This is a genomic window from Streptomyces sp. IBSBF 3136 (assembly GCF_036815105.1).
In the GTDB taxonomy this organism is placed as follows: domain Bacteria; phylum Actinomycetota; class Actinomycetes; order Streptomycetales; family Streptomycetaceae; genus Streptomyces.
The window spans coordinates 1-15,287 of record NZ_JAJSZC010000193.1 but is presented as its reverse complement, the minus strand read 5'-3'; the positions used below and the strand labels follow the sequence as shown (position 1 = coordinate 15,287).

The 15,287-nt window shown below is 74.5% G+C and carries 13 protein-coding genes; 6 read left to right on the top strand and 7 right to left on the bottom strand.

The features are described from left to right. Positions 1 to 370: pantoate--beta-alanine ligase (locus tag V7E45_RS30950; protein ID WP_333777530.1), on the bottom strand; the 370-nt coding region annotated here is incomplete at its 3' end. Beyond that, a complete protein-coding gene (locus V7E45_RS30945; RefSeq protein ID WP_333777529.1) occupies positions 367 to 1,323 on the bottom strand; it encodes a Rossmann-like and DUF2520 domain-containing protein in 957 nt (318 codons plus the stop codon). The genes V7E45_RS30945 and V7E45_RS30950, both read right to left, overlap by 4 nt. Positions 1,324 to 1,496: 173 nt before the next feature. On the opposite strand from V7E45_RS30945, the gene V7E45_RS30940 reads away from it, so the two are divergent. Together V7E45_RS30940 and V7E45_RS30935 are read left to right on the top strand one after the other, a co-directional pair. Then, on the top strand, positions 1,497 to 2,705 hold the full coding sequence (locus V7E45_RS30940; protein ID WP_333777528.1) for a threonine aldolase family protein: 1,209 nt from the start codon (positions 1,497 to 1,499) through the stop codon (positions 2,703 to 2,705). Positions 2,706 to 2,781: 76 nt separating this feature from the next. Further along, the gene (locus V7E45_RS30935) at positions 2,782 to 3,924 is read left to right on the top strand and encodes a DUF5937 family protein (protein ID WP_333777527.1); all 1,143 of its coding nucleotides are present in this window, start codon (positions 2,782 to 2,784) and stop codon (positions 3,922 to 3,924) included. A 398-nt stretch (positions 3,925 to 4,322) separates the two neighbouring features. On the opposite strand, the gene V7E45_RS30930 is transcribed toward V7E45_RS30935, so the two are convergent. Both V7E45_RS30930 and V7E45_RS30925 read right to left on the bottom strand, forming a co-directional pair. After that, positions 4,323 to 4,994 carry a response regulator transcription factor gene (locus tag V7E45_RS30930; protein WP_333777526.1) on the bottom strand — a complete coding sequence of 224 codons (672 nt, stop codon included), beginning with the start codon at positions 4,992 to 4,994 and terminating at the stop codon, positions 4,323 to 4,325. Between the two features lie 70 nt (positions 4,995 to 5,064). After that, the gene (locus V7E45_RS30925) at positions 5,065 to 6,270 is read right to left on the bottom strand and encodes a sensor histidine kinase (RefSeq protein WP_333777525.1); all 1,206 of its coding nucleotides are present in this window, start codon (positions 6,268 to 6,270) and stop codon (positions 5,065 to 5,067) included. 118 nt (positions 6,271 to 6,388) lie between these two features. Between V7E45_RS30925 and V7E45_RS30920 the strand changes: the two genes are divergently transcribed. Further along, positions 6,389 to 7,486 carry an SAM-dependent methyltransferase gene (locus V7E45_RS30920; protein ID WP_333777524.1) on the top strand — a complete coding sequence of 366 codons (1,098 nt, stop codon included), beginning with the start codon at positions 6,389 to 6,391 and terminating at the stop codon, positions 7,484 to 7,486. Between the two features lie 3 nt (positions 7,487 to 7,489). On the opposite strand, the gene V7E45_RS30915 is transcribed toward V7E45_RS30920, so the two are convergent. Next, positions 7,490 to 8,638 carry an NADH-quinone oxidoreductase subunit D gene (locus V7E45_RS30915; protein ID WP_333777523.1) on the bottom strand — a complete coding sequence of 383 codons (1,149 nt, stop codon included), beginning with the start codon at positions 8,636 to 8,638 and terminating at the stop codon, positions 7,490 to 7,492. 31 nt (positions 8,639 to 8,669) lie between these two features. Here V7E45_RS30915 and V7E45_RS30910 point away from each other — a divergent pair, with 31 nt between their 5' ends. Together V7E45_RS30910 and V7E45_RS30905 are read left to right on the top strand one after the other, a co-directional pair. After that, positions 8,670 to 9,173 (top strand): PH domain-containing protein, encoded by a 504-nt coding sequence (locus V7E45_RS30910; RefSeq protein ID WP_333777522.1) that lies wholly within the window; start codon positions 8,670 to 8,672, stop codon positions 9,171 to 9,173. After that, positions 9,170 to 10,495 (top strand): PH domain-containing protein, encoded by a 1,326-nt coding sequence (locus V7E45_RS30905; RefSeq protein WP_333777521.1) that lies wholly within the window; start codon positions 9,170 to 9,172, stop codon positions 10,493 to 10,495. The genes V7E45_RS30910 and V7E45_RS30905 overlap by 4 nt, the downstream gene beginning before the upstream one ends. Before the next feature lie 60 nt (positions 10,496 to 10,555). On the opposite strand, the gene V7E45_RS30900 is transcribed toward V7E45_RS30905, so the two are convergent. Together V7E45_RS30900 and V7E45_RS30895 are read right to left on the bottom strand one after the other, a co-directional pair. After that, complete coding sequence (locus tag V7E45_RS30900; RefSeq protein ID WP_333777520.1) at positions 10,556 to 11,986, bottom strand: hypothetical protein; 1,431 nt, start codon at positions 11,984 to 11,986, stop codon at positions 10,556 to 10,558. 99 nt (positions 11,987 to 12,085) lie between these two features. After that, positions 12,086 to 13,213, bottom strand: a complete 1,128-nt coding sequence (locus V7E45_RS30895) for an alpha/beta hydrolase (RefSeq protein ID WP_333777518.1) — start codon at positions 13,211 to 13,213, stop codon at positions 12,086 to 12,088. 201 nt (positions 13,214 to 13,414) lie between these two features. Here V7E45_RS30895 and V7E45_RS30890 point away from each other — a divergent pair, with 201 nt between their 5' ends. Next, the gene (locus V7E45_RS30890; RefSeq protein ID WP_443056295.1) at positions 13,415 to 15,253 is read left to right on the top strand and encodes a phosphatidylglycerol lysyltransferase domain-containing protein; all 1,839 of its coding nucleotides are present in this window, start codon (positions 13,415 to 13,417) and stop codon (positions 15,251 to 15,253) included. Positions 15,254 to 15,287 lie beyond the last annotated feature (34 nt).

Genomic DNA, 15,287 nt, shown 5'->3' with positions numbered 1-15,287 from the left:
CCCCCCCGCCCCCCCGCCCCCCCCCCCCCCCCCGCCCCCCCCGCCCCCCCCCCCCCCCCCCCCCCCCGCCCGGGTACACCTCGTCCACCGAGGGCGCGAACACCGCGTCGGCGCCCGCCTGCTCGGCGAGCTTGAGGTCGGCTTCCAGGGTGCGCGGATAGCGGTCGAGATCCTCGCCGGCGCCGAACTGGAGCGGATTGACGAAGACGGTGACGACGACCTCGCCGTCCCGGCCGGCGATCTCGCGTGCGGTGCGGATCAGGGTGGCGTGGCCCTCGTGCAGGGCGCCCATGGTCATGACGACGGCGCGGCGACCGTGGCGCACGCGCGCGTGCAGCTCGTCGGCGGTGCTCAGCAGGGCGGTGGTCATCGGGCGTTCCCCTCGGTGCCGTCGGTGCCTTCGGTGCCGGTGGTGCCGGTGGAGCCGTCGGCCAGGACGCCGAGCAGGTCCTCGGCGAGCTCCGGCTTCAGCAGCCCGTGGGCGAGGGCGCGGTCGGCGGTGGCCCGGGCCATCGCCAGGTAGCCCGCCACGGTCCCCGGGGCGTGCCTGCGGAGCTCGCTGACGTGCGCGGCTACGGTGCCCGCGTCCCCGCGCGCGACCGGGCCGGTGAGCGCCGCGTCACCGGAGCGCAGCGCGTTGTCCAGGGCGGCGCCGAGCAGCGGGCCGAGCATCCGGTCGGGGGCCGCGACGCCGGCCGTGCGCAGCAGTTCCATGGACTGGGCGACCAGGGTCACCAGGTGGTTGGCGCCCAGGGCGAGGGCGGCGTGGTAGAGCGGGCGGTTCTCCTCGCTGATCCACTCCGGCTCGCCGCCCATCTCGATGACCAGGGCCTCGGCGGCGAGGCGCAGTTCTCCGGGCGCGGTGACGCCGAAGGAGCAGCCCGCCAGGCGCTGGACGTCCACCGGGGTGCCGGTGAAGGTCATCGCCGGGTGCAGCGCCAGAGGCAGGGCGCCCGCGCGCAGGGCGGGGTCGAGCACCTTGGCGCCGTACCGCCCCGAAGTGTGCACGAGGAGCTGTCCCGGCCGTACCGCGCCGGTCTCGGCGAGGCCGGCGACCAGGCCGGGCAGGGCGTCGTCGGGGACGGTGAGCAGGACCAGGTCGGCGCGCTCGAGGACCTCGGCGGGCGGCACCAGCGGCACGTCCGGGAGCATGGTCTCGGCGCGTCTGCGGGAGGCGTCGGAGACTCCGGAGACGGCCACCGGACGGTGACCGGCGAGCTGGAGGGACGCGGCCAGGGCGGGGCCCACGCGGCCGGCGCCCACGACGCCGACGGTGAGCCGCGCGGGGCGGTCCCTGAGGTCTTGCTGGTGGACTGTACTCACGCGACAGCGGCCTTCCCGTTCCAGTCCGCACTGGGTACCGGACGATTTCTCGTCATGTTAACGCTATCGGGTGGGACGGCGGTCGGTCGTCCACAGGCTGTGGGTTTCCCCACGCCCTTCGCGCCGGGGAAATTCCGCTGCCCGCGCGGGGCCGGGCGGGGCATGATCCGGGCATGACTGACAAGGGTGAGCAGGACGAAGAACGCTCGGCACGGCCGGAGCAGCCGGAGCGGCCGGAGCGGCCGGCGGCGGAGCTGCTGCGGGAGCGGCGCGCGGCCGCCCAGCGGCAGGCGCGGCGCACGCTGTCCCGCGCCGACTGGGGCAGCACGATCCGCGAGCGTCTGGCGCACCTGACGGAGGCGGCGGCCGGGGTGTACGACCTGGACGAGCCGGCCGACGTCTACGGCAACCGGGTCGTGACCGCTCTGGAGGAGCGGGTCGCGGCGCTGCTCGGCACGGAGGCCGCCGCGTTCTTCCCGACGGGCACGATGGCCCAGCAGGTCGCCCTGCGCTGCTGGGCGGGCCGCACCGGTGACCCGGCGGTGGCGCTGCACGCCCTCGCGCATCCCGAGGTCCATGAGCGGCACGCCTTCAACCAGGTCAGCGGCCTGCGCCCGGTCCGTGTGACCGACGAGCCGCGCCAGCCCACGGCCGAGGAGATACGCGACCTCGCCGAGCCCTTCGGCACGCTGATGCTGGAACTGCCCCTCAGGGACGCCGGTTTCCTGCTGCCGTCCTGGGAGGAGCTGACCGCGCTCGTCGAGGCGGCGCGGGAGCGCGACGCGGTGGTGCACTTCGACGGCGCGCGCCTGTGGGAGTGCGCCGAGCACTTCGGGCGGCCGCTGACGGAGATCGCGGGCCTGGCCGACAGCGTCTACGTGTCGTTCTACAAGTCCCTCGGCGGACTCGGCGGTGCCGCGCTCGCAGGTCCGAGGACGCTGGTCGAGGAGGCGAGGACCTGGCGGCACCGGTACGGCGGCATGATCTTCCAGCAGTTCCCGACCGTGCTGTCCGCGCTGGTCGGCCTGGAGCGGGAGCTGCCCCGGCTGCCGGAGTACGTGCGCCACGCGCGCGTGGTGGCCGCCGCGCTGCGCGAGGGCTTCGCCGAGTCCGGGGTCGCCTGGTCGCGGGTGCACCCCGGGGTGCCGCACACCCATGAGTTCCAGGTCTGGCTGCCGTACGAGCCCGACGTGGTGGCGGAGGCGGCCGTGCGCCAGGCCGAGGAGACCTCGGTGATGCTCTTCGCGAACGGCTGGACCGGCGCCGGGCCCGGCATCGCGTGCACCGAGGTCTCCCTGCGAGCCGCCGGCCTGGAGTGGACGGCCGACGACGTCCGCGCCGCGGTGCGGGACTTCGTGGCCCGGCTGCCCGCGGTGTCGTAGCGCACGGCCCGGTTCGCGCAGGTCACGCGACGGGCCGGGGTCCGGCGCTGTCAGTGGCCGGGTGCACGATGGGGGCATGAGCGTGACCATCGACATCACCGGGCTGACCGCCGCCGGGGGCGCCTCCGGGCCGGGCGGGACCGAGAGGTGGCGGGGGGTCAGCGTCGTGCCCTCCCCGCTGGCGGAGCTGGGGATGGCGCTGCACGCGCTCAGCGAGCCCGGCCACCATCCGCGACTGCGCGGGTGGGCCACCGCGGTGACGGCCCGGCTGGACCCGGGCCTGGCCGACCGGCTGTGCGAGGCCGACTTCCTGTGGCGCACGACGTTCTCCGACGTCTTCGCCCCCTTCGCCGGCATCCCGGGCGGGCGCGCGCGACCGTGCGCCACGCTGGCCGAGGAGCTGGACCAGCTGGACGAGCTGACGGACGAGCAGTTCGTCCACGCCGCCCTGGAGTTCACCTGCCAGCTGCGCTACGACGTGGCCGCCCCGGGCCCGCTCGACGACCCGGTCGTGCGCCGGCGCTCCCTGGAGCTGGCCGCCGCGCGGGGTGTCGTGCAGGAGCGGTTCACCCGCCGGCTGCTGGCGGACCCGCCGGCCGTCCGCGCCTGGTTCCGGCAGCTCCTGCTCGACTGCGACGAGGCGTTCTTCGCCGACACCTGGGCCCGGCTCCAGCCCGAGCTCGCGGCGGACGCCCGGCACCGGACCGACCTGCTGCGCCGCAAGGGCCTCGGCGAGGCCCTCTCCTCGCTCTCGGGCGCCGTCTCGCTGGACGAGGAGGCCGGGCTCATCACGGTCGACAAGCTCCTGGTGGGCCGGACGGCCACCGGTGACGGCGGCCTCGTCCTGGTGCCGACCAGCCTCGGCTGGCCGCACCTGCTGGTCCTGCACCGGTACGGCTGGCAGCCCACGATCACCTATCCGGTCAGCGGCTCGCACCCCCAGGCGCCCTCGGTCGAACAGCTCACGCTCCGCCTGGAGGCGCTGGCCCACCCGGTGCGGATACGGCTGTGCCGCCATCTGGCCCGCGCCGCGCACACCACGGGCGAACTGGCGCAGGCGCACGGTATGTCCGCCCCCGAGATATCCCGGCACCTCGCGGTGCTGAAGCGGGCGGGCCTGGTCACCAGCGGCCGCCGCGGCCGCTACGTCCAGCACCAGCTGGACCTGTCCGTGGTGGCCCGGCTGGGCAGCGACTTCATCGAGGGCGTCCTGCGCTGACCCGCTCCGCGGCGTGCGGGCGAGAGAGACCGGCCTTGGCAGACGCCCCACAGACTGCGGACGACGGTGACGGACGCCTGCGGCGTGCGGGCGACAGAGGCCGGCCGTAGCGAGCGCCCCGCGGGTTGCGGCCGGCGCAGGGCCGGCCGTGGCCGACGCCCCGCGGCGTGCGGACGACGAAGGGCCGACCGTAGCGAGCGCCCCGCGGGTTGCGGCCGGCGGAGGGCCGGCCGTGGCCGACGCCCCGCGGCGTGCGGACGACGAAGGGCCGACCGTGACGAGCGCCGCCCCCCGCGGGTTGCGGCCGGCGGAGGGCCGGCCGTAGCGAGCGCCCCGCGGGTTGCGGCCGGCGGAGGCCAGGCCGTGCCCGACGCCCCGCTTGCGTGGGCGGCGGTGCGTCAGCCGTGGCCGCCGGCGCGCACCAGGCCGGTCTCGTAGGCCAGCACCACGACCTGCACCCGGTCGCGCAGGCCGAGCTTGGTCAGGATGCGGCCCACGTGGGTCTTCACCGTCGCCTCGGACAGCACCAGCCGGGCCGCGATCTCGCCGTTCGACAGGCCCTGCGCGACCAGCACCATGACCTCGCGCTCCCGGTCGGTGAGCCGCTCCAGCTCCTTGTGCTGGGGCCGCTGCCCGGCGGACGGCAGCATCGGCGCGAACCGGTCCAGCAGCCGGCGGGTGGTGGACGGCGCCACCACGGCGTCGCCGCTGTGCACGGACCGGATGGCGGTGAGCAGATCACCGGGCGGCACGTCCTTGAGCATGAAGCCCGAGGCACCCGCCTTCAGCCCGGAGAAGGCGTACTCGTCGAGGTCGAAGGTGGTCAGGATCAGCACCTTCGGCGGCTCGGGCTCGGAGCAGATCCGCCGGGTGGTCTCCACGCCGTCCAGCTTCGGCATGCGCACGTCCATGAGGACGACGTCCACGGCGGTGGTCCGCAGCACCTGGAGGGCCTCGACGCCGTCCCCCGCCTCCGCGACGACCTCCATGTCCGGCTGGGCGGCGAGCACCATCCGGAACCCGGTGCGCAGCAGCACCTGGTCGTCGACGAGCATCACGCGGATCGTCATCGGGTCCTCTTCCGTGTCCAGAACGTGGGGGTGTGGCGTGTACAGGTGTCGACAGGGCGTGCGAACAGCGTCAGTGCGCCGGTTTGAGCGGGAGCAGCGCGCTGATCCGGAATCCTCCGCCGGGACGCGGCCCGGCGTCCAGGGTGCCGCCGACCATGCCGACCCGCTCGCGCATGCCGATCAGTCCGTGGCCCTGGCCGTCGGCGCCGCCTTCCTCGTACAGCTCGTGCGGGGCGCCCTTGCCGTCGTCCTCGACGAGCAGGCCGAGCCCGTCGTCGAAGTAGACCAGCCGCACGCTCGCGCCCGCGTTGGGCCCGCCGTGCTTGCGGGTGTTGGTGAGCGCCTCCTGCACGATGCGGTACGCGGTCAGCTCCACCCCGCTCGGCAGCGGACGCGGGGTGCCCTCGACCCGGAAGTCGACGGGCAGGCCGGAGCTGCGGCACTTCTCGACGAGGTCGTCGATCTGCTCGACGTCCGGCTGCGGGACGTACTCCCCGCTCTCCTGGTGCTCGCCGGTGCGCAGCACGCCCAGCAGGCGGCGCATCTCGGCGAGCGCCTGGCGGCCGGTGGAGGAGATCGTCTCCAGGGCCTTCTTGGCCTGGTCGGGGGCGGCGTCGAGGACGTAGGCGGCACCGTCGGCCTGGACCACCATCACCGACACGTTGTGCGCCACGACGTCGTGCAGCTCGCGCGCGATCCGGGCGCGCTCGGCGGCGACCGCCACCTTGGACTGCGCCTCGCGCTCCTTCTCCAGCCGCGCGGCGCGCTCCTCCAGCTGCGCGAAGTACGCGCGGCGGGTGCGCATGGAGTCGCCGAGCACCCAGGCCAGCGCGAACGGCACCGTCTGGAACACGGCGATCGCCACCTGCCCCAGCACGCTGCTGTGCTGGGCTGGCCAGCGGATCTGCGCGAGGGCCGCGGCGACGAGGCTGACCCCGAGCGCGAGCCGGGAGGCCCAGCGAGCGCCGACGGTCGCGACCGTGTAGGTGATCACCAGCAGGGCGAAGTCGGCCACGGTGGTCTCGATGTCCAGCACGAGCTGGACCAGGCCGGTGGCGAAGGCCAGCAGGAGCATCGGCTCCGGCAGGCGCCGGCGCAGGGCGACGACGACGCACAGGACGGCGGACACCGCCAGCCCGTCGGCGGTCGACATGTGGTGGTCGGGCGCCCCGCTCTGGTTCACCACGCTCACGCCGGAGAGCCCGAACAGGACGACGGCCCAGAAGGTGTCGACCCACGTCGGGTGCCTGCGGAGGAAGTCATAGAGGCGCTGCACGTAACCCAGAGTAGGGAAACCGGATGTGTGCATGGGTCAACCGGAGGGCCGATCCGTACCCGGGACGCGTACTCCGCAAGGTGGATGTTGTGATCACCTGTGCGCCTAGTCTGTCCCGGTGACAGGAGAGGCGACGGCGCGCGGCGGGACGGCGGGACGCGGCTGGCGGGAGGCGACCGAGGCGGCGCTCTACGGGCCCGGCGGCTTCTACCGGCGGCCCGAGGGCCCGGCCGGGCACTTCCGCACCTCCGTGCACGCGTCCGCGCTGTTCGCGGGGGCCGTGGCCCGGTTGCTGTGCCGGGTCGACGAGGCGCTCGGACGGCCGCGCACCCTGGACTTCGTCGACATGGGGGCGGGGCGCGGCGAACTGGTCGCCGGTGTGCTCGCCGCCCTGCCGGCCCCGGTCGCCGCCCGTACGCGCGCGTACGCCGTCGAGATCGCCGGCCGTCCGGCGGGCCTGGACGAGCGGATCGTCTGGGGCGGCGAGCCCCCGCCGGCGGTCACCGGGCTGCTGTTCGCCAACGAGTGGCTGGACAACGTGCCCGTGGACGTCGCCGAGGTGGACGCGGCGGGCGTGCCCCGGCTGGTGCTGGTCGCCGACGACGGCTCCGAGCGGCTCGGGGAGCCGGTGTCGGGCCCGCAGGCGCGCTGGCTGGCGCGGTGGTGGCCGCTGCCCGCCGAGGAGGGCCTGCGCGCGGAGATCGGACTGCCGAGGGACCGGGCGTGGGCGGCGGCGGTGGACCGGGTGGAACGGGGGCTCGCGGTCGCCGTGGACTACGCGCACACCGCCGGTGCCAGACCCCCGTACGGGACGCTCACCGGCTTCCGGGAGGGCCGGGAGACGGCGCCGGTGCCGGACGGGTCGTGCGACATCACGGCGCACGTCGCACTCGACGCGTGCGCGGAGGCATGCACGGCCGCCCGCCCAGCGCCCACGCCCCCAGGCACGGCGCCCGCGCCCGCCGACACGGCGCGCACGCCCTCCGAGCAAGCGCACACGCTTCCCACCGCGCGCCTGCTCACGCAACGCGCCGCCCTGCACGCTCTGGACCTCACCGGCGCACGCCCCCCGCTCACGCTGGCTTCCACGGACCCCACGGCCTACATGCGCGCCCTCGCGAGCGCCGGCGAGGCGGCCGAACTCACCGCCCCCGGCGGCCTGGGCGACTTCGGCTGGTTGCTCCGGCCGGTCGGCATCGCGGACCCGCTCGCCTAGGTCCTATTTGTCGATGTCCCCCACCACGAAGAACATCGACCCCAGGATCGCCACCATGTCCGCCACCAGCGTGCCCGGGAGCAGCTCGGTCAGCGCCTGGATGTTGTTGTACGACGCCGAGCGCAGCTTCAGCCGGTACGGGGTCTTCTCGCCCTTGCTGACCAGGTAGTACCCGTTGATGCCGAGCGGGTTCTCGGTCCAGGCGTAGGTGTGCCCCTCGGGCGCCTTCAGCACCTTGGGCAGCCGCTGGTTGATCGGGCCGGGCGGCAGGCCGGCCAGCCGGTCGAGGCAGGCGTCGGCGAGGTCCAGCGCGTTGTGGGTCTGCTCCAGGAGGCACTCGAAGCGGGCCAGGCAGTCGCCCTCGGTCCGGGTGACGACCTTCAGCGTCTCCTGGAGCTCGGGGTAGGCGAGGTACGGCTCGTCGCGGCGCAGGTCGAAGTCGACGCCGGAGGCGCGCGCGATGGGCCCGCTCACGCCGTAGGCGTGCACCGCCTCCGGTGCGAGCGCCCCCACGCCCCGGGTGCGGCCGCGGAAGATCTCGTTGCCGAGCACCAGGTCGTCGAAGACGTCCATGCGCGAGCGCACGGCGGCGACGGCCGCACGCGCGCGTGCCGTCCACCCGGCCGGCAGGTCCTCCTTGAGGCCGCCGACCCGGTTGAACATGTAGTGCATGCGGCCGCCGGAGACCTCCTCCATGACGTTCTGGAGCACCTCGCGCTCCCGGAACGCGTAGAAGACCGGCGTGATCCCGCCCAGCTCCAGCGGGTACGACCCGAGGAACATCAGGTGGTTCAGGACCCGGTTCAGCTCGGCGAGCAGCGTGCGGGTCCACACCGCGCGCTCGGGCACCTCCATGCCGAGCATCCGCTCCACCGCGAGGACCACGCCCAGCTCGTTGGAGAACGCCGAGAGCCAGTCGTGCCGGTTGGCGAGCATGATGATCTGCCGGTAGTCGCGCGCCTCGAACAGCTTCTCGGCACCCCGGTGCATGTAGCCGATCACCGGTTCCGCGTGCACGATGCGCTCGCCGTCCAGCACGAGCTTGAGGCGCAGCACGCCGTGCGTGGACGGGTGCTGGGGGCCGATGTTGAGCACCATGTCGGTGCTCTCGGCGGCGCCACCGATGCCGACCGTGGTCTCCGTCGCAGTCATGGACCCAGTCTCCCCTACGTACGCTGACCCCATGGAGACGGGGATCCCGGCGCGGACCGGGACGACGGGGGACGAGCCGGAGTGGCGGGGGCTGCCGCCCGGGCTGCTGCGCATGCGGCGGCTGCTGCTGGCGGTGTGGACGGGCGTGCTCGCCCTGGCGGCGGGACTGCTGCCCGGGCTGCTCGTGGGACCGGCCTGGGCCGCCTGCGCGCTGCTGCCGACGGCCCTGGGCGCGTGGGGCTGGCGGCTGCTGGGCCGCAACTGGCGCTCCTGGCGGTACGCCGAGCGCGCCGACGACCTGCTGATCAGCCGCGGCGTCCTGTGGCGCGAGCAGACCGTGGTGCCGTACGGGCGGATGCAGCTCGTCGAGGTCACCTCGGGGCCCGTGGAGCGCTGGTTCGGGCTGGCCGGCGTGCAGTTGCACACCGCGGCCGCGGCGACCGACGCGGCCATCCCCGGTCTCGAGCCGGCCGAGGCCGAGCGGCTGCGCGACCGGCTCACCGAGCTGGGCGAGGCCCGGTCGGCGGGCCTGTGACCACCACCGGAGCCGACGACGCGGCGACGCGCCCGCCCCTCGCCGAGCGGCGGCTGCACCCGGTCACCCCCTTCCGCCGGGCCTGGGCGCCGGTCACCGTGCTCGCCGGCTGGGCCGTGCACGACCCGAACGGCGCGCAGGAGCAGGTGCAGCGGCTGACCTCCACCATGCTCCTGACCGGGATCGCCGTGCTGGTCCCGGCGGCCGGCCTCTACGGCTTCCTGTCCTGGTGGTTCACCCACTACGCGGTCACCGACAACGAACTGCGCATCCGCACCGGGCTGCTGTTCCGGCGCACCGCGCACATCCGGCTGGAACGCATCCAGGCCGTCGACGTCACCCGGCCGCTCCTCGCGCGCGTGGCGGGTGTGGCCAAGCTGCGGATAGACGTCGTGGGGGCCGACAAGAAGGACGAACTGGCCTTCCTGGGCGAGCGGGAGGCCCGCGCGCTGCGCGCGGAGCTGCTCGCGCGCGCGGCGGGTTTCGCACCCGAGGCGGCCCGCGAGGTCGGCGAGGCACCGGCGCGCGAGCTGCTGCGGGTGCCGCCGCGCGGACTGGCGCTCTCCCTGCTGCTCACCGGCGCCGCCTGGGGCTCCCTGATCGCCGCCCTCGTCGTACCGCCCCTGCTCTGGCTCGCCACCCACAGCCTGTGGACGGTGCTCGCGGTCGCGCTGCCGCTGCTCGGCACGGCGGGCGCGAGCAGCGCGGGACGGTTCGTCGCCGAGTACGACTGGACGGTGGCGGAGTCCCCGGACGGGCTGCGCATCGACCACGGGCTGCTCGACCGCGCGCACGAGACGGTGCCGCCGGGCCGCGTGCAGAGCGTGCGGATCGTGGAACCGCTGCTGTGGCGGCGGCTGGGCTGGGTGCGGGTCGAGCTGGACGTGGCCGGGTCCGACAACTCGGTGCTGGTGCCGGTCGCCCCGCGCGCGATCGCCGAGTCGGTGATAGCGCACGTCCTGCCCGGCGTGACCGTACCGGCGGCGCCGTCCCGCCCGCCGCGACGGGCCGGGTGGTGCGCGCCGGTGCGGTGGCGCGGCTACGGCCTGGCGGTCACCGGGTCGGTGTTCGCGGCCCGGCACGGCCTGCTGCGCCGCCGCCTGGCGCTCGTCCCGCACGCCAAGGTGCAGAGCGTACGGCTCACCCAGGGGCCCTGGAAGCGTCTGTGGCGGCTCGCCGACGTCCATGTGGACACCGGAGCGGGCAAGACGGTCACGGCGCGGCTGCGGGACGCGGACGACGCGGCCCGGCTGCTCTCGGAGCAGGCGGAGCGGTCCCGCACCGGCCGCCGGGACGCCCGCCCGGACCGCTGGATGGCGTGAGCCCGGCTCACCCTCGCGGGTGGGCCGGGCCCGGTGCTCGGTGCGGTGCTCCGCGCGGTCTCAGGAGGCGGCGGTGCGCAGCCCCTGGACGTCGATCTGCTCGGTCTCGTCGTGCGCGGTCAGGTCGATCACCTGGCCGACGCCGCGCGACTCCTCGTCGGCCGGCTTGAACTGCGCCTCGGTCTCGGCCTTGTGCAGGGCGAGGGCCTCCTGGCCGACGACGTCGGCGAGGTCCTCGTTCTGCACCGAGTCCAGCGCGTCGGACGAGGTCTCCTTCTGGGTGCCGAAGAAGTCGAACCCGCCCTCGACCGTGGGGCGCCGCACGGGCGCGGCCGGCACGACGGCCACCGCGGTCGGCACCGTGAAGTGCCCGGAGGGCTGCTGCCCGGCGGACCTGGCGGGCCGTTCCGACGCCGTCGGGGAGGCGGCCGCGTGCTCGTGCCCACCGGCCGCCTCGGGCTTCCCCTGCGCCTCGCCCTCCTGAGCGGCGTCCCGCGCGGGCCGCTTGCCCGGACCGCCGTCCGGGTCCCCGCCGGACTCCGTCTCGGCCGTCCGCGCCGTCCGCGCCCCGGCCGGTTCGGGCGCGGGCTCGGCGGCGGGCGCGGGCCCGGGTGCGGACTTGGCCACGGGCTCGGGACCGGAGCCGGCCGGCTCGGCCTTCGAGGCCCGCGCCCCGGCCTCCACGGCCTCGGATGCGACCTCGGCTCCCGAATCGGCGGAATCGGCCGCGATCGCGTCCTGGGACTCGTCCCCGTCCCCGTCCTCGTCCTCGTCCTCGTCGTCGACGGTGGCGTCGGTCCCGGCCTCGGCCTCGGTCTCGGCCGCCGCACCGTCACGGTCCAGCCGGGACAGTGCCACGGCCGCATCGAGGAACAGCCGGGCACCCGCGGTGGAGAACACGGCGCCGGGGCCGGACCCCTCCTCGCCGGTGGCGGCCGCCTCAGCGGTTCCGGTGGTGTCAGCGGCCCCGGTGGTCCCGGCGGCCTCGGGTTCGGCGCTGCGCGCGGGTGGCAGGGCGGGCAGGCCGGAGGGCTCGCCCGCCTCGATCTCCAGCAGCCGGCGCCCCTCGAGGGCGCTGGCGCGCTCGGTCTCCGCGGTGGCGTAGCGGCGCAGCAGGGACGCGTGCTCGTTGCGCAGCCCGGCCAGCTCCGCGCGCTTGGCGCGCAGGCGCTGCTCCAGCTTGGTGCGCAGCTCGCGCGACTCCTCGAGGTCGGTCTCCAGTTCGGCGACCCGCTCCTCGAAGCGCCACTCGTCGCTGGCACGCGCGCGCGTGAGGTCGGCTACCTGCTTGCCCGCCTGGGCGTCCCAGCGGCGCATCACGAAGGCGCCCGCGACCGCCGTGGCAGCGGCCGCGGCGGCCAGCGTCCGCAACACGGCGACCTCGGAGAACACCCAGGGACCCAGCGCGCAGACGGCGGAGACGCCGGCGATCGCCGACGGTGGCAACAGCCGGTGCAGCGGCGGTGAATGGCGGTGGCGTCCACGTGGCATGGCCAGAAACTTACCGCGCGTAGGCGGTTCGCGGACCCCCGCCCCGCAAAAACACGGCCACACCGCGGGGTTCACGGGGAATCAGGCGCACGACGCGGCTCACCGATCGCTCAGCCGGCCGCTGAGCCACTGGAGCGCCGCCGGGATCTCCCGCCGCCAGGTGTTGAAGTTGTGGCCGCCGCTGTCCAGGATGATCGACGCGATCCGGGTCTTGTTCGTGGCCTGCACCCGCGCTATGAACCTGAGCGTGTCCGCGTAGTTGTGCTCGCCGACCTTGCTGCTGGTGACGAGCAGCGAGGTGTCCGGCGCCGGCGCGTGCCCGATGAGCCACATCAGGTCGGCCCGGTCGCGCAGCCGGCGGTCGCGGTGGAAGAGGTCGCCGGTCGTGGGGTCGATCGGCGCCTTGTAGTACGGCGACAGCCCCACCCCGGCCGCGTAGACGTCCGGGGAGTGCATGGCGAGCTTCAGCGCGCAGTAACCGCCGGTCGAGTCGCCCATGACGCCCCAGCTCCCGGGCCCCCTGCCCGCCCGGTAGTGGGCCAGCACCGCCTCCGGGAGATCCTTCGCGAAAAACGTTTCCGTCCGTGGGCCGCCCGGGACGTCCACGCACTCGGTGTCGCGCGGCGGCGCCACCGTCGGGCGCAGCATCACCAGGATCATCGGCTGCATCCGCCCGTTCTTCGCCAGCTCCTGCGCCGTGCGCGGGTAGTGCAGTTTGTTCACCAGCGCCTGGGCGGTGCCGGGGTATCCCGTCAGCACGACGGTCACCGGGAACGTGCGCGTGCGGAACTGCGGCTGGAAGTACTCGGGCGGCAGATAGACGTACGCCGGTGTGGCGATGCGGGACGTACGGCCTTCTATGTCCACCCGCTGGATCTGCCCGGTGGTCTGCGGCCCGTCGCCGCTGACACCCTGCACGGTGCCGCTGGAGACGACTTGGAGCGGACCGCCCCCGCCGCCGTCGGCCGAGTGGTTCACGACGATGCCCTGGTCGGTCTCCTGCCCGAACAGGTCCGCCCAGCTGGCGTAGAAACCGAAGACCTGGTTAGCGGCGACCCCCAGGGAGGCCAGGAGCGCCACCTGGGTCACCAGGAGCAGGCCGACACGCCCGGTGACGGCACGCCAGTTCCGTCGCGCGAGCCGCGGCCACAGCCACACCGTGGCGACGAACAGGACGACGGCGAAGACGGCCGCCAGCGCAAGCACTTTGTTGCTTGTGAGACCCATGGGCTGTTCCTGCCTGCGCTTTCCGCCCGTGAGGCCCACGCTTCGTCGCGAGGACTTGCCCGGGGCTTTCCGTGGCCTTTGACCCAGCTTTCCGGTGGGGAGTGAACCTCTCTCCCCGAGACACCGTCCTAGAGGGCGCAATGTCGCCTGATGCCCGAATCGGCACCGGGTCCAAGGTCTCTCGCAGAACTACGGGATGCGATGTCTGTCAGGATAGATGGGGAATTGTCGGGCGGGGTTCCGGGCCGATCAAGCCGGGCGCGGCGCATACTGCGCGGCCCGCGCCCCGAGGCCGTACCCACCCTGGTGGCCAGGGCCTGCGCCCTCGTCGGCGCGGTGGACATCGCGGCGGGCGTGTTCCCGCGCTTCCGCCACAGTCGGATGCACGCCATCGCCGAAGTACTGCCCGGCTCCTTCGGGCCCTTCGCCGCGGCACTCTCGCTCAGCGTGGGCGTGCTCCTCCTCCTGCTCGCCCACGGCCTGCGGCGACGCAAGCGCCGTGCGTGGCGCGCCGCCGTCGCACTGCTGCCGGCGGGCGCCGTCGCCGAGTTCGTCTACCGGCACTCGCTCATCGGCATGCTCATCTCGGTGGCGCTCCTGGTCCCGCTGCTGCGCCACCGCGACGAGTTCGCCGCCCTGCCCGACCCGCGCAGCCGCTGGCGGGCGCTGGCCAACTTCGTCCTGATGAGCGCCGGCTCCCTGGCCCTCGGCATGGTCATCGTCAGCGTCCACCCGAACCGCATGGTCGGGGACCCGAGCGTCGCCGACCGGCTCACCCACGTCGTCTACGGCCTGTTCGGCTTCGAAGGCCCCGTCGACTACGCCGGCAACACCTCCTGGACGGTCGCCTTCTCCCTCGGCGCCCTCGGCTGGCTGACCGCCGTCACCACCGTCTACCTGGCCTTCCGCCCGGAGCACCCGGCCGCCCGACTCACCGAGGAGGACGAGGAGAAGCTGCGGGCCCTGCTGGCCAGGCACGGCCGCCGCGACTCCCTCGGCCACTTCGCGCTGCGCCGTGACAAGGCGGTCGTCTTCTCCCCCAGCGGCAAGGCCGCCGTCACCTACCGCGTCGTCTCCGGCGTGATGCTCGCCAGCGGCGACCCCATCGGCGACGTCGAGGCCTGGCCCGGCGCCATCGAACGCTTCATGGACGAGGCCAAGGCCCACTCCTGGACCCCCGCGGTCATGGGCTGCTCCGAGACCGGTGGTGAGGTCTGGACCCGGGAGACCGGCCTGGACGCCTTGGAGCTGGGCGACGAGGCGGTGGTCGACGTGGCGGATTTCTCGCTCGCCGGACGCGCGATGCGCAACGTGCGCCAGATGGTCAAGCGCATCGAGCGGGCCGGCTACGAAACCCGGGTACGGCGTATCCGTGACCTCGGCGAGGCCGAGCTGGAGCGCGTCCGCCTGGCCGCCGAGGACTGGCGCGGCACCGACACCGAGCGCGGCTTCTCCATGGCGCTCGGCCGCATCGGCGACGCGGCCGACGGCGAATGCCTGATAGCCACCGCCCACAAGGCCGACGAGCAGCCCGGCGAGTACGGCGACCTGAAAGCGATCCTGCACTTCGTCCCCTGGGGCGAGGACGGCGTCTCGCTGGACCTCATGCGCCGCGACCGCGCCGCCGACCCGGGCATGAACGAATTGCTGATCGTCGCCGCCCTGCAGGCAGCGCCCAAGTTCGGCGTCACCCGGGTCTCGCTGAACTTCGCCATGTTCCGCTCCGCCCTCGCCCGCGGCGAGAAGATCGGCGCCGGACCCGTGCTGCGCGCCTGGCGCGGGCTGCTGGTGTTCCTCTCCCGCTGGTTCCAGATCGAGTCGCTGTACAAGTTCAACGCCAAGTTCCAGCCGCGCTGGGAGCCCCGCTTCGTCGTCTACCGCGCCTCCGCCGACCTGCCCCGCATCGGCTTCGCCGCCATGCAGGCCGAAGGCTTCGTCGACCTCGCCCTGCCGCTGCCCCGCTTCCTGCGCCGGCGCCGGGCGGCCGTCGGGCGCCCCTGCGCGCACGCCGTCGCCGAACGCGACGTCCGGGCCGCCTGACCGCGGCCCCCGACCCGCCCCGACCCACCGTGCC

Bases quoted from the DNA above. Each gene is read 5' to 3' on its own strand.
- V7E45_RS30935 (WP_333777527.1), top strand. From the start codon at position 2,782: ATGAGCGTGACCATCGACATCACCGGGCTGACCGCCGCCGGGGGCGCC.
- V7E45_RS30940 (WP_333777528.1), top strand. From the start codon at position 1,497: ATGACTGACAAGGGTGAGCAGGACGAAGAACGCTCGGCACGGCCGGAG.
- V7E45_RS30895 (WP_333777518.1), bottom strand. From the start codon at position 13,213: ATGGGTCTCACAAGCAACAAAGTGCTTGCGCTGGCGGCCGTCTTCGCC.
- V7E45_RS30910 (WP_333777522.1), top strand. From the start codon at position 8,670: ATGGAGACGGGGATCCCGGCGCGGACCGGGACGACGGGGGACGAGCCG.
- V7E45_RS30890 (WP_443056295.1), top strand. From the start codon at position 13,415: ATGTCTGTCAGGATAGATGGGGAATTGTCGGGCGGGGTTCCGGGCCGA.
- V7E45_RS30900 (WP_333777520.1), bottom strand. From the start codon at position 11,986: ATGCCACGTGGACGCCACCGCCATTCACCGCCGCTGCACCGGCTGTTG.
- V7E45_RS30930 (WP_333777526.1), bottom strand. From the start codon at position 4,994: ATGACGATCCGCGTGATGCTCGTCGACGACCAGGTGCTGCTGCGCACC.
- V7E45_RS30915 (WP_333777523.1), bottom strand. From the start codon at position 8,638: ATGACTGCGACGGAGACCACGGTCGGCATCGGTGGCGCCGCCGAGAGC.